At 62.9% G+C, this 12,421-nt stretch carries 12 protein-coding genes; 10 read left to right on the top strand and 2 right to left on the bottom strand.

Features of this window, described 5'->3' with window-relative positions; translation table 11 throughout:
* The first annotated feature begins 15 nt into the window (after positions 1 to 15).
* The 10 genes from B2Z70_RS06145 (at position 16) to B2Z70_RS06100 (ending at position 9,468) form a co-directional block, all read left to right on the top strand.
* Positions 16 to 1,209, top strand: a complete 1,194-nt coding sequence (locus B2Z70_RS06145) for a M50 family metallopeptidase (RefSeq protein ID WP_292982006.1) — start codon at positions 16 to 18, stop codon at positions 1,207 to 1,209.
* Between the two features lie 34 nt (positions 1,210 to 1,243).
* Positions 1,244 to 3,649 carry an outer membrane protein assembly factor BamA gene (gene bamA, locus B2Z70_RS06140; protein ID WP_009800951.1) on the top strand — a complete coding sequence of 802 codons (2,406 nt, stop codon included), beginning with the start codon at positions 1,244 to 1,246 and terminating at the stop codon, positions 3,647 to 3,649.
* Between the two features lie 4 nt (positions 3,650 to 3,653).
* Positions 3,654 to 4,262: an OmpH/Skp family outer membrane protein gene (locus B2Z70_RS06135; protein ID WP_009800950.1), complete on the top strand. Its 609-nt coding sequence runs from the start codon at positions 3,654 to 3,656 to the stop codon at positions 4,260 to 4,262.
* A gap of 12 nt (positions 4,263 to 4,274) precedes the next feature.
* The gene (gene lpxD, locus B2Z70_RS06130; RefSeq protein ID WP_292982005.1) at positions 4,275 to 5,300 is read left to right on the top strand and encodes a UDP-3-O-(3-hydroxymyristoyl)glucosamine N-acyltransferase; all 1,026 of its coding nucleotides are present in this window, start codon (positions 4,275 to 4,277) and stop codon (positions 5,298 to 5,300) included.
* Positions 5,300 to 5,758: a 3-hydroxyacyl-ACP dehydratase FabZ gene (gene fabZ, locus B2Z70_RS06125; RefSeq protein WP_009800948.1), complete on the top strand. Its 459-nt coding sequence runs from the start codon at positions 5,300 to 5,302 to the stop codon at positions 5,756 to 5,758. Before lpxD ends, fabZ begins: the two co-directional genes overlap by 1 nt.
* 10 nt (positions 5,759 to 5,768) lie before the next feature.
* Positions 5,769 to 6,560: an acyl-ACP--UDP-N-acetylglucosamine O-acyltransferase gene (lpxA, locus tag B2Z70_RS06120; protein WP_009800947.1), complete on the top strand. Its 792-nt coding sequence runs from the start codon at positions 5,769 to 5,771 to the stop codon at positions 6,558 to 6,560.
* Between the two features lie 2 nt (positions 6,561 to 6,562).
* Complete coding sequence (locus B2Z70_RS06115) at positions 6,563 to 7,426, top strand: LpxI family protein (RefSeq protein ID WP_292982004.1); 864 nt, start codon at positions 6,563 to 6,565, stop codon at positions 7,424 to 7,426.
* The gene (gene lpxB, locus B2Z70_RS06110) at positions 7,410 to 8,600 is read left to right on the top strand and encodes a lipid-A-disaccharide synthase (protein ID WP_292982003.1); all 1,191 of its coding nucleotides are present in this window, start codon (positions 7,410 to 7,412) and stop codon (positions 8,598 to 8,600) included. Before B2Z70_RS06115 ends, lpxB begins: the two co-directional genes overlap by 17 nt.
* An 87-nt stretch (positions 8,601 to 8,687) precedes the next feature.
* The gene (locus B2Z70_RS06105) at positions 8,688 to 9,245 is read left to right on the top strand and encodes a hypothetical protein (protein WP_292982002.1); all 558 of its coding nucleotides are present in this window, start codon (positions 8,688 to 8,690) and stop codon (positions 9,243 to 9,245) included.
* Positions 9,238 to 9,468 (top strand): helix-turn-helix transcriptional regulator, encoded by a 231-nt coding sequence (locus tag B2Z70_RS06100; protein ID WP_292982001.1) that lies wholly within the window; start codon positions 9,238 to 9,240, stop codon positions 9,466 to 9,468. The genes B2Z70_RS06105 and B2Z70_RS06100 overlap by 8 nt, the downstream gene beginning before the upstream one ends.
* A 70-nt stretch (positions 9,469 to 9,538) precedes the next feature.
* Here the strand turns inward: B2Z70_RS06100 and gltA are convergent, their stop codons facing one another.
* Both gltA and gltX read right to left on the bottom strand, forming a co-directional pair.
* Positions 9,539 to 10,843, bottom strand: coding sequence for a citrate synthase (gene gltA / locus B2Z70_RS06095; protein WP_009800942.1), 1,305 nt, complete (start codon positions 10,841 to 10,843; stop codon positions 9,539 to 9,541).
* Positions 10,844 to 10,899: 56 nt separating this feature from the next.
* A complete protein-coding gene (gene gltX, locus B2Z70_RS06090; RefSeq protein WP_414690862.1) occupies positions 10,900 to 12,315 on the bottom strand; it encodes a glutamate--tRNA ligase in 1,416 nt (471 codons plus the stop codon).
* Between the last annotated feature and the right edge of the window lie 106 nt (positions 12,316 to 12,421).

Below are 12,421 nucleotides of genomic sequence, written 5' to 3'. Positions count from 1 at the left end.
GCGTAAGGAGACTACATGCTCGACTGGCTTGGGTCAGGAACCCTGTCCATCTTCGCCTTCATCCTTGTGATGGGCTTCGTCGTGATCATCCATGAGCTCGGTCATTACTGGGCCGGACGGATGTGCGGCGTGCATGCGGACGCCTTCTCCATGGGCTTTGGGCCGACGCTGTTTTCCCGCACCGACAGGCTGGGCACGGTCTGGAAGGTGAGCGCCCTGCCGCTGGGCGGCTTCGTGCAGTTTCGAGGCGACGCCAACGCCGCCAGCGCGCCCGACTATGAAACGCTTGAAGAGCTGCGGCGCGAGCATCCGGATCCAGACAGCGTTCTGCATTTCAAACCGGTCGGGCAACGCGCCTTCATCGTCGCAGCCGGCCCCTTGGCCAACTTCCTGCTGGCGATTGTGCTGTTCGCCATTCTGGGCGTGGTGCAGGGCGAATCCCGGCTGGAGCCGCTGGTGGGCGAAGTCATGGAGGACAGTCCCGCCCAGCAAGCCGGGTTCCAGCCCGGAGATGTGGTCGTCCGGATGGACAACACGCCCATTGAGGGCTTCACGGACATGACCGAATATGTGGTCACCCGCGCCGGGCAGCCGATCTCGGTCACCGTGGAGCGCAATGGCGAGCGGGTCTTGCTGAATGTCACGCCGGCACGGGTCATGCGCGACGACAATCTGGGCGGGGAGCGTCCGCTGGGCACGATCGGCATCCGCAGTTCGACCGAGGCGGAACGGGTGATCTATCGCCCGGCGATCTGGGAGGCGCCGATCTATGGCGTCACACGCACTGTCGATACGACCGGAACCATTGTCAGCTATCTGTCCCGTCTGGTGACCGGGCGGGCGTCAACCGAGCATATCAACGGGCCTGTCGGAATCGCGACCACGGCCGGACAGCTGGCGAACCTGGCCGTAAGCGACAATGGCGCCGCGCAACCCATCGGGCTGCTGGTCCGGCTCGAGCGACTGCTGATTGTCATGATCGCGCTGTCCGCGCTTCTGAGCGTTGGACTGGGGTTAATGAATCTTCTGCCCATTCCGGTTCTCGACGGCGGTCACCTTGTGTACTACGCCTATGAAGCTATAGCTAAACGCCCGCCGAGCCCGTCCGTTCAGGAATTGGGGTTCCGGCTGGGACTCGGCTTTATTCTGGCCATGTTCGTGGTGGCCACTTGGAATGATTTGAGTTATCTGCGCGGTCAGTTCCTGTGATGGGGGCGTCGCAGGCGAGGGACGAGGGCCTTTCATGAATGTGATCTTCAAGGGATTGGCGGCGGCGCTCCTGAGCGTCTTCTGCGCAGGTGCGAGCCTTGCGCAGGATGCGGATGTTAACCAAGGCCAGCCCGAGATTCAGGCCGAGCCGTCCGCAGAGACCCAGCAAGTCCGCCAGCAGCCGATCCTGCAGATCCTCGTGGAAGGCAATGAGCGGGTGGAAGCGGATACGATCCTGTCCTACCTGCTGATCCAGCCGGGCGACCTGCCCAATCCCCGCCTCATCAACCTGTCCATCCAGACGCTGTACAGCACGAACCTGTTCTCTGACGTCCGCGTTGCGATCGACGGAGCCTCCATGGTGCTGTTCGTGGAGGAGAACCCGATCGTCAACCGCGTGATTCTTGAAGGCAATCGCGCCATCGGCGATGACAAGATCACCGACGAGATCGAGCTTCAGGCGCGCGCCATCTTCACCCGTTCGCGCGTGCAGTCCGATGTGCAGCGCATTCTGGAAGTCTATCGTCGATCCGGTCGTTTCGCCGCCCAGGTGACGCCGCAGATCGTCGAACTGCCCCAGAACCGTGTGGATCTGGTGTTCGAGATTTCCGAAGGCCCGGTGACCGGTGTTGAGCGCATTTCCTTTGTGGGCAACGAGGCGTATTCCGACCGTCGCCTGCGCGGCGAGATCGTGACGACCGAGGCGCGCTGGTGGAAATTCTTCAGCTCGAATGACAATTACGATCCTGACCGGATCGAGTACGACCGTGAACAGCTGCGGACATTCTACAATGACCGCGGCTTTGCGGATTTCCGCGTGACCTCGGTCTCGGCGGAACTCGCGCCGGACCAGTCGGAATTCTACGTCACCTTCACCATGGATGAGGGCGAGCGTTACAATTTCGGCGAAATCGAAGTCGAAACCGAGATTTCCGATCTCAACACCGATTATCTCGAAGCGGTCCTGCCGACGCAGCCAGGCCGCCTGTACGTGGGCAGCCTGATCGAGGATGCGACCGACTCCCTGACCTTTGCGGCGGGCGCCGCCGGCTACGCCTTCGTGGATGTCAGCCCGCGCGTCTCTCTGAACCGTGAAGATCAGACCGTCGACATCACCTTCGTTATCGAGGAAAGCCCGCGGGTCTACATCGAGCGCATCGACATCATCGGCAACACCCGGACCCTGGATCGCGTCATCCGTCGTGAGCTGGACCTTGTGGAGGGCGACGCCTTCAACCAGGCGCTGGTGAACGTGTCGCGCTCCCGCGTGGGACAGCTGGGCTTCTTTGAGGATGTGGAAGTCGAGCCGGTGCAAGGCAGCGCGCCTGATCGCGCCCAGGTCCAGGTTCGGGTGACCGAACAGCCTACGGGCGAACTGGCCTTCGGCGCCGGTTTCTCCTCGACGGATTCCTTCCTGGTCGACTTCTCGATTTCGGAACGCAATCTGCGCGGTCGGGGGCAGTTCCTGCGCCTGCGGGTCTCCACCAGCTCGCGCCAGCAACAGATCGATATCCGCTTCACCGAGCCGCGTTTCCTGGACCGGAATCTGGCGGCGGGTTTTGACCTGTTCCGCGTCCGGTCCGACTTCTCGCGCGAGGCGTCGTTTGAAACCGAATCCACCGGTTTCACCCTGCGTGCAGGCTTCCCGCTCACGCGCGCCGTGCAGGCTGGCGTGAACTACACCCTGCGGACGGACGATGTGCGCACCTATTCGGGTGTGTCGGAATCCATCCAGCGCGCCGCCGGCTCCCGCATCACCTCTCTGATGGGCTATTCGCTGCGCTGGAACCGCACGGACGATTTCCGTGAACCGACTCGCGGCTTCCAGCTGAGCTTCAACCAGGACTTCGCAGGCTTTGGCGGTGATGTGCGCTATGTGCGTTCGGAACTGCAGGGCGGCATCTATCGCAGCGTCTGGCGCGACCGCCTGGTCTTCAGCGCTACGGGTTCGACGGGCTATCTCTTCTCCTGGGGCGGGGATACCGCGCGGATCAACGACCGCTTCTTCAAGGGCGGCAATTCCTTCCGCGGTTTTGAAACCGCCGGCATTGGCCCGCGCGTGGTCCAGCGTCGTGCGGAAGCGCTCGAGGATGGTGATGAATTCGTCTCGGGCGACGCCCTGGGCGGCAATTTCTACGCCATTGGCGCATTTGAAATGGGCTTCCCGCTGGGCCTGCCGGAGCAATACGGCATCCGGGGCAGCCTGTTCACCGAATTCGGCACGGTCGGTCTTCTGCCTGACGAGGACCAGATTGCCGATGATGGCTCGGATACGGCCATCTACACTGTCGACGACCTTGCGCTGCGCGCATCGGCCGGGATGAGCATCTTCTGGGATTCTCCCTTCGGCCCGGTGCGGTTTGACCTGGCGCATGCCTTCATCAAGGAAGATTACGACCAAGGGGCGTTCTTCCGCTTCAGCACTCGAACGGGGTTCTAGACTCATGAAACGTCAGTTTTTCGCCGCCATGCGCCCGCTGCGCATGCTTTCAGCCGCGCTGGTCCTGAGCCTCGGCTTCAGCGCCGCGAGCTACGCCCAGAGCGTGCTGGTCATGAACGAACAGCGCATCCTGCGTGAAAGCGCGGTCGGTCAGCACATCGCTACCCGCCTGGAGGCCATCGGCCAGGAAATCCAGGCTGAGCTCGAGCCGCAACAGGCTGCGATCCAGTCCGAAAGCGAAGCGCTGAACGCCGAGCTCTCCGCGCTGTCTGAAGACGCGATCCGTCAGCGCCCGGACCTGGCGGCCCGCTATGAAAGCCTGCAACGCGACGCCGCGACCTTCGAGCAGACCCGCCGTCTTCGCGGTCAGGAGCTGGCGGCCACCGAGCAGCAGGCCATGCGCCCGGTGCTGCCCGTGCTGCAGGAAGTGCTGCAGGAGATCGTCAACGAGCGCAATGCGGACGTTCTGATTGACCGCTCCGCGATCGTGTACGCTCGCGACTCCGTGGACATCACCCAGTCCGCCATCGAGCGCCTGAACCAGCGCATCACCACCACGCCGGTGAACCGCGTTCGCGTGCCGACCCAGCAAGCTCAGCAACAGCAGCAATAAGGTTGGTCTGACATGGGGGCCGACCCGCGATTTTTTGAGCGGCTCGGTCCGCTCAAGGCTTCCGACATCGCCGCGCTTATCGGATCTGATCTGATAGGCGACGGCGATGTCGCTGTTTCTGACGTGTCCACGCCGGACTCCGCCGGAGAGGGCGATCTCATCTTCCTGGCGGGCAAGGCGCCGCCGGAAACACCGCCCATGGCCGGAGTGGCGATCGTGCCGGACGCCAGCTGGGCGGAGGCGCTGCCCCATTGTCAGGCTGTCCTTGTGCACCGGGTGACCCGCGCTGGATTCGCCAAGGCCGCAGCCCGCCTTCTGGCGCCCCGGTTTCATGACGGCCCGGACTTCATCCATCCGACAGCGACCATCGCAAACAGCGCGCGTCTCGCGCCCGGCGTCATCGTCGGTCCCGATGCGGTGATCGGCGAGAACGCCCGCATCGAGGCCGGCGCCATCATCGGTCCGGGCGTGGTCATCGGAGATCACGCCCGAATTGGCGTGCGCGCGAATGTCCAGTGCGCCCTGGTCGGCGCGCGCTGCGAGATTTCCGCCGGGGCGGTTGTGGGCGAAGCGGGCTTTGGTCTGGCCTATGAGAATGGCGAGGTCTTCACCTTGCCGCATCTCGGTCGCGTGATCATCGAGGATGAGGCGACGCTCGGCGCGAATGCGACCGTGGATCGCGGCATGCTCAAGGACACCCGCATCGGCAAGGGCGCGCGCATCGATAATCTGTGCCATATCGCGCATAATGTGGATGTGGGCGAGTATGCTGTCATGGCTGCTTTCGCCGGCATTTCAGGCAGCACGGTCATTGGCGCCGGCGCCCAGTTTGGCGGTCGGGTCGGCGTGGCGGACCACCTGAAGATCGGGCAGGGCGCCCGCCTTGCGGCGGACGCGGCCGTCATGAAGGACGTGCCCGCAGGTGAGACCTGGGCGGGTTCGCCGGCCCAGCCGATTCAGAGTTTCATGCGCGAAACGGCCTGGCTGCGCCGCGCAGTGAGCCGCAAATCCAAACCCGAGCGCAAAAAGGAAGACTGATGAGTGATCTTGAGACCGCGATCGGGCCCGACGAAATCCTGCGCCGCTTGCCGCACCGCTATCCCTTTCTGCTGGTGGACCGCGCTGAGCGCTATGTGCCAGGCGAGTCCATTGTCGGTTTCAAATGCGTGTCTGCCGCCGAGCCGCATTTTCAGGGGCATTTTCCTGAAAACCCGGTGATGCCGGGCGTCCTGATCATCGAGGCGATGGCCCAGACCGGCGCGATCCTGATGTCCAAGACGCTTGATGCGGATATTTCCAATACGCTGATCTATTTCATGGGTGTGGAGCAGGCGAAGTTCCGGCGCCCCGTGCGCCCTGGCGACGTGCTTGAAATGCCGGTCGAAGTCACCGCCAATCGCCGCGGCGTTTTCAAGTTCAAGGGCGAGGCGCGCGTGAATGGCGTGAGATGCGCGGACGCGACCTTCTCGGCCACGTCTGCGCCGCGCGAAGCCTGACGGAGTTCACATGACCACCAGTATTCACCCGACCGCCATCGTGGACGAGAGCGCCCGCCTGGGCGAAGGCGTCGAGATCGGTCCGTATTGCGTTGTCGGTCCGAACGTTCAGATCGGAGACCGCACGCGACTGCATTCCCATGTCAGCCTGAACGGCAATCTGGAAGTTGGCGCGGATTGCAAGATCCACCCCTTTGTCGCACTTGGCGAGCCGCCCCAGGACTTCAAGTTCAAGGGCGGCGATGTGCGTCTGATCATCGGTGACAACAACACCCTGCGCGAGCACGTGACCATGCATATGGGCACGGAAGGCGCGAAGGGGATCACCAAGGTCGGTTCAAACAACTTCTTCATGGTCGGCGCGCACGTCGCCCATGACTGCACCGTCGGCAACCATGTTGTGTTCGCCAACAACGCCACGCTGGGCGGGGATTCCTCGGTCGCCGACTATGTGATCATGGGCGGCCTCTCGGCGCTGCACCAGCAGTGCCGGATCGGCAAATACGCCTTCATCGGCGGCGGAGCGCCGGTGACAGGCGATGTCATCCCCTATGGCATGGTGGACAATCTGGGCGCGCTGGCCGGGCTGAACCTTGTGGGTCTCAAGCGCCGCGGCTTCTCGCGGGACGCCATCCACGATCTGCGCGCCGCCTATCGTCTGGTCTTCGCCAATGAAGGCGCGTTCCACGAACGGGTCGAGGATGCGGCGCGACTGTTCGAGAACCGGCCGGAAGTCATGGACATCGTCGAGTTCATCCGCACGCCGGCCAAGCGCCCGCTCTGCTCGCCGGAAGGGCGCTAGGTGTGGCGGTCTACCAGCGTCTCGGGCTGATCGCCGGGGGCGGGGATCTGCCCGTCTACGTGGCGCGTGCGGCGCAGACAGGCGATCGACTGGCCTGCGTGATCGCTCTCAAGGGGTTCGCCGATCCCACGCGCTATGACAGCCCGGTCATTCGCGGCATCGCCCAGCTGGGACAGGTGGTGAAGGATCTGCGTCAGGCCGATTGCGACGCCGTCTGCTTTGCCGGCATTGTGACGCGGCCGGATTTCTCGGCGCTGAAACCCGATCTCAAGGGCATGGCCTTCCTGCCTCAGGCGCTGGCAGCAGCGGCGCGTGGCGATGACGCTCTGTTGAGGGTGATCGTGGGCTTCTTTGAAAAAGAGGGTTTCACGGTGATTGGCGCCAATGACATCGCAGACGAGCTTCTGGTGGAGCCCGGGCTGATCGGCTCGATCAGACCTGACGCCATTGCCGAGGCTGATGCCAAGAAGGCGTTGCATGTCGCGGGCGTTACGGGCGCTGAGGATATCGGGCAAGGGGCCGTGGTCTGCAAGGGGCTGGTGCTGGCCGTTGAGGCGCAGGAAGGCACCGATCAGATGCTGGCCCGGGTCGCACGCCTGCCGGCCGAATTGCGGGGCGATGAGCTCAACCGCTCGGGAGTACTCGCCAAGCGACCCAAGCCGGGTCAGGAGCGCCGCATTGATCTGCCGGTCATCGGCGTGTCGACCGTGCAGGGCGCGGCCAGGGCCGGGCTGGCCGGCATCGTGATCCCGGCGGGCGGCGCAATGGTGCTGGGCCGCGCAGCGGTCGGTCAGGCGGCTGACGCGGCGGGCCTGGCGGTATGGGCTGTAGAGATGGATGGGCCAGCGGATGACGCAAACGCCTGAAACCCCATCAGATCTGGCGAGAGCACCGCGGATCTTCCTCGTCGCTGCAGAGCCATCCGGTGATGCGCTCGCGGGCGATCTCATGGACGCGCTGCGCGCGCTTCGACCGGATGTGGAAATCGCAGGAGTCGGAGGCCCGGAAATGGCCAGACGCGGCGCACTCTCGCCCTTTGATATTTCAGAGCTTTCGGTCTTTGGCCTGTTTGATGGGCTGAAGATCATCAACCTCGTTCATCAACGCGCGCAGGAAACCGCAGACGCCGCAAAAGCCTTTAAGGCCGACGCCGTCATTCTCATCGATTCCTGGGGGTTCATGCTACGCGCGGCCTGGAAACTGCGTGAGGTCCTGCCTGACACGCCGCTGATCAAGTACGTCGCGCCGCAGGTCTTCGCCGCCCGACGGGAGCGCGCCAAGGTGGCGGCTGACACCTTTGATCATTTGCTGGCGATCCATCCCTTTGACGCGCCCTATTTCACCGAGCACGGCATGGATGTGACCTTTGTGGGCAATCCGGCGCTGGAGCGCGATCTCAGCGGTGACGGGCCCGCCTTCCGGGCGCGCCATGGGGTTGCAGAGACGGATCCGCTTCTTCTCATTCTCTTTGGCAGCCGCAAGTCCGAGCTCACGCGTCTGTTCCCGCGCTTCGCCGACGCGGTGAAACGACTGAAAGCCGACCGCCCGGGCCTGAAATTCGTCACCCCGCTCGCATCCTCCATCGCGGCTCAGGCGCAGGAGATGATTGCAGCGGAGACGGCCTTTGCGGATCTGATCGTGGTCGAGAGTGATGAGCGGCGAGACGCCTTCCATGCCGCCGATGCGGCGCTGGCCTGCTCGGGCACCGTAACGCTGGAACTGGCGAGGTTGGGCGTGCCGACCGTGGCGGCCTACCGGCTGGGCTGGCTCGCCTGGGCGGCGGCGCGGTTCTTCCTGATGAAATCGAAATACATTTCGCTCGCCAATATTGCGGCGGATGAAATGCTGATCCCCGAACATGTCCAGACCCGGTGCCGCGGGGACGTGCTGGCGCAAAGCGTCGGCGAGTTGCTGGATGACGCTGGACGCCGGGCCGATGTGTCCAAACGGTTGCGTGAGGTCACCGAGCACATGCGCGGCGCTGGCGGCTCGCCTTCGGCCAACGCCGCTCAAGCGATACTGGGCCTCGTAACTTCCTGACTTGTTTGCCCAACTCCCATGACAGAAGCAATGCATTGCATAACGTAGCATATATGCTACGTTATGCTTTGTATTAAGGAGGAAGTCATGTCAGTACGCGGTCCCTTGCACGCCTTTCATATCGCTGATGCGGATGATGATCCGCAAAAGGCGAAGAACTGGGCGTCAGTGTCCAAGCGCCGGACGCTGGTCATTTGCATCATGGTGTTGATGGGGGTGATCGCGCTTGCGCTTGGCGTGGTGCTCGACGGCGTCGCCGGAGTGCTGACAGAGGGTGAGGGCCTGACGACCTCTGTCACCACCCTGTCGCCGCTATTGTTCGTCTTCGTGTTTCTCGCGATGCGGCTTGATCGCAACCTGTTTCTGGCGAGCCGCCCGGCCTTTTCCTTGCCCGGTGAACCCCATGACGAACGTCAGCAGGCTTTGGTGAGCATGGCCACGCGACGGGGCTTGAAGCTGGCCCTCATCGTGCTCGTGCTGATCACGGCCGTGGGTGTGAGCCCGCTGCCGGCCGCTTACGTCCTGTCCGTGGGGGTTGTCGGCGTCTCGCTCGTTATCGCCGGGCCGCAACTGATCCTGGCCTGGGCCTTGCGCCCGTCCGACTTTGACTTTGACGGTCTGGAGGACGAGGACAGTGATGGCTGAGCCTGTGAATTTCCAGAACCGTGTGAAGACCTATCGCGTGGATCGCGGTCTTTCCCGACAGGAGCTCGCCACACGGGTGCAAGTCCATCCCCAAACGATCGGGGCGATCGAGCGGGGTCAGTTCAATCCCACCATCGAAGTGGCGTTGAGGCTGTCAGAAACGCTGGGCGTGGGGCTGGACGCTCTGTTTTCCCGACAGGGTTTCGGCCCCCTGCAAAGCTGATGTTCAGACAAAAGAAAACCGGCGAAGCACTTGCTTCGCCGGTTCTTTTTGGTTCGGGCTTGAGAAGCGTCTAGCGCTTGTCGATCGCCACGAAATCGCGCTGCGTCGCGCCGGTGAAGGCCTGACGCGGACGACCGATCTTCTGGCTCGGATCCTCGATCATTTCCGACCATTGCGCGATCCAGCCGACGGTGCGGGCCAGGGCGAACAGCACGGTGAACATCTCGGTCGGGAAGCCCATCGCCTTCAGGGTGATGCCCGAATAGAAGTCGATGTTCGGATAGAGCTTCTTCTCGACGAAGTACTCGTCCTCAAGCGCGATCTTCTCCAGCTCCATGGCGACAGCCAGCAGCGGATCATTGCGCACGCCCAGCTCGTCAAGCACGGCGTGGCAGGTCTCGCGCATCACCTTGGCGCGCGGGTCATAGTTCTTGTACACGCGGTGACCAAAGCCCATCAGACGGAACGGATCGTTCTTGTCTTTGGCTTTCGCGACATATTCGGGGATATTGTCCACCGAGCCGATCTCACGCAGCATGTTCAGAGCCGCTTCGTTCGCGCCGCCATGGGCCGGGCCCCACAGCGAGGCGATGCCGGCTGCGATGCAGGCGAACGGATTGGCGCCCGAAGAGCCGGCCAGACGCACGGTCGAGGTCGACGCGTTCTGTTCGTGGTCGGCGTGCAGGGTGAAGATCTTGTCCATGGCGCGGGCGAGGGTCGGGGACACCTCGTATTTTTCCGCCGGGACAGCAAAGCACATCTGCAGGAAGTTCGACGCATAGTCGAGATCGTTCTGCGGCGCCACGAAGGGCTGGCCGATGTGGTATTTGTAGGCGCGCGCCGCGATGGTCGGCATCTTGGCGATCATGCGGTGGGACGCGATCAGGCGGGCCTGCGGGTCATTGACGTCCGTGGAGTCATGATAGAAGGCCGACAGCGCGCCAACCGTTCCGACCATGATCGCCATCGGGTGGGCGTCACGGCGGAAGCCGCGGAAGAACTGGTCGAACTGGTCATGCAGCATGGTGTGGCGGCGGATCGTCCAGTCAAACTCTTCGAGTTCCTTGGCGTTCGGCAGCTCACCGTTTTGCAGCAGATAGGCCACTTCGATGAAGCTGGCGTTGTCGGCCAGCTGATCGATCGGATAACCGCGATACAGAAGCGTGCCTTCATCGCCATCGATATAGGTGATCTGGCTTTCGCATGACGCGGTGGAGGTGAAGCCGGGGTCAAAGGTGAAAACGCCCGCATTCTTGTACAGCGCGCGGATGTCGATCACGTCCGGACCCAGCGAGCCGCCATACACAGGCAGGTCATAGGTCTCGCCATTAATCGACAGTTGCGCGGAACCTTTCGGTTGAATCTTGTTTTCCATATCTCCAACCCCTTTTGTGTGGGTCATGACGGACGCGGCCTGAATAGGGGCGCGGCCTAGTCCATCACGTCATTGAGCCGATCCAGAACCTCATCGCGTCCCAGAACAGCCAGTACGAAACTCATGTCCGGCGCTGGCGCGCCGCCGGTGAGGGCCGCTCGAAGCGGTTGACCCACCTTGCCGAAGCCAACCTCCTCAGCCTCTGCGAAAGCGTTAAGCACATCGCCCAAAGCCGCCTCGGTCCAGTCCGGCGTATCCCTTAGCACGTCCGCAAGACGCGACAGCCGCGCCCGGGCGTCATCATTGATCGCCTTGGCGGACTTGCCCGTCAGTTCGATCGGGCGCGGACGAATAAGGAAATAGGTTTGATCCTCCAGCTCTGCGAGGGTCGCCGCGCGTTCTTTCAGCACTTTCATCGCTGAAGAAACCCAGACTTTCGCCTGATCATCAAGACGCAGATCGTCGCGGCCTTGAAGGCGGTCCCAGAGCAGATCCGTCAGACGCGCATCCTCGGCGCGTTTCATATGCCAGGCGTTCACGCTCGACATCTTGTCAAAATCGAGCCGCGCCGGGGCCTTGCCCAGACCCTTGAGGTCGAAGGCCGCGGCCATCTCGGCGTCGGTGAAATATTCCTGATCGCCCTTGGACCAGCCCAGCCGCAGCAGATAATTGCGCAGGCCTTCGGGCAGATAGCCCATATCGCGATAGGCTTCGACGCCCAGTGCGCCATGGCGCTTGGACAGCTTCTTGCCATCGGGCCCATGGATCAGCGGGATGTGGGCAAAGACCGGAATCTCCCATCCCATCGCCTGATAGATCTGGGTCTGACGACCCGCATTGGTCAGGTGATCATCGCCGCGGATGATGTGGGTGACGCCCATATCGTGGTCATCGACGACCACGGCGAGATTATAGGTCGGGTTGCCGTCACCGCGCAGCAGTACGAGATCGTCAAACTCCTTGGCGCCCCAGCGCACCTGACCCTGAACCGCATCCTCGATCACGGTGTCGGTATCGGCGGCGCGGAAGCGGACGACGAAAGGCGTATCGGCGGGCGCTTCAGAGGCGTCGCGATCCCGCCAGGGCGAGCGCAGGGCGCGGCCCTCGGCGAAGGCCTGTTCGCGCAGGGCCTCGGTTTCTTCCGGGGTGCAATAGCAGCGAAAGGCGGCGCCTTTTTCGATCAGGGCGTCCACGACGTCACGGTGACGGTCGGCGCGGGCGAATTGCGAGACCGCCTCGCCATCCCATTTCAGACCCAGCCAGCTCAGCCCGTCTAGAATCGCCTGAACGGTCTCGTCGGTCGAACGCGCGCGGTCGGTATCCTCGATACGAAGCTTGAATTCGCCGCCATTCGCCTGGGCGAACAGGGCGTTGAACAGCGCCGTACGCGCGCCGCCGATATGCAGATAGCCGGTCGGTGAGGGCGCGAAACGCGTGATGATTTTCATGGTGTCTTGCAATTGCGAATTCATGCTGCAGTGCGAAGGGAGGTGCTCTTTAGCACGCCAAACCGTCTCCGTCATAGCCTCCGCCTGATGTTCACGCCATGATGAAGGTGTGAAATCGCTAAAGTTTCCA

Source organism: Oceanicaulis sp. UBA6590, from assembly GCF_002433705.1.
Taxonomy (GTDB): Bacteria; Pseudomonadota; Alphaproteobacteria; order Caulobacterales; family Maricaulaceae; genus Oceanicaulis.
This window is presented reverse-complemented; position numbering and strand designations above follow the sequence as displayed.

Excerpts from the sequence above, each read along its gene's own strand:
- B2Z70_RS06145 (WP_292982006.1), top strand. The coding sequence starts at position 16 with ATGCTCGACTGGCTTGGGTCAGGAACCCTGTCCATCTTCGCCTTCATC.
- bamA (WP_009800951.1), top strand. The coding sequence starts at position 1,244 with ATGAATGTGATCTTCAAGGGATTGGCGGCGGCGCTCCTGAGCGTCTTC.
- B2Z70_RS06135 (WP_009800950.1), top strand. The coding sequence starts at position 3,654 with ATGAAACGTCAGTTTTTCGCCGCCATGCGCCCGCTGCGCATGCTTTCA.
- lpxD (WP_292982005.1), top strand. The coding sequence starts at position 4,275 with ATGGGGGCCGACCCGCGATTTTTTGAGCGGCTCGGTCCGCTCAAGGCT.
- fabZ (WP_009800948.1), top strand. The coding sequence starts at position 5,300 with ATGAGTGATCTTGAGACCGCGATCGGGCCCGACGAAATCCTGCGCCGC.
- lpxA (WP_009800947.1), top strand. The coding sequence starts at position 5,769 with ATGACCACCAGTATTCACCCGACCGCCATCGTGGACGAGAGCGCCCGC.
- lpxB (WP_292982003.1), top strand. The coding sequence starts at position 7,410 with ATGACGCAAACGCCTGAAACCCCATCAGATCTGGCGAGAGCACCGCGG.
- B2Z70_RS06105 (WP_292982002.1), top strand. The coding sequence starts at position 8,688 with ATGTCAGTACGCGGTCCCTTGCACGCCTTTCATATCGCTGATGCGGAT.
- B2Z70_RS06100 (WP_292982001.1), top strand. The coding sequence starts at position 9,238 with ATGGCTGAGCCTGTGAATTTCCAGAACCGTGTGAAGACCTATCGCGTG.
- gltA (WP_009800942.1), bottom strand. The coding sequence starts at position 10,843 with ATGGAAAACAAGATTCAACCGAAAGGTTCCGCGCAACTGTCGATTAAT.
- gltX (WP_414690862.1), bottom strand. The coding sequence starts at position 12,315 with ATGAATTCGCAATTGCAAGACACCATGAAAATCATCACGCGTTTCGCG.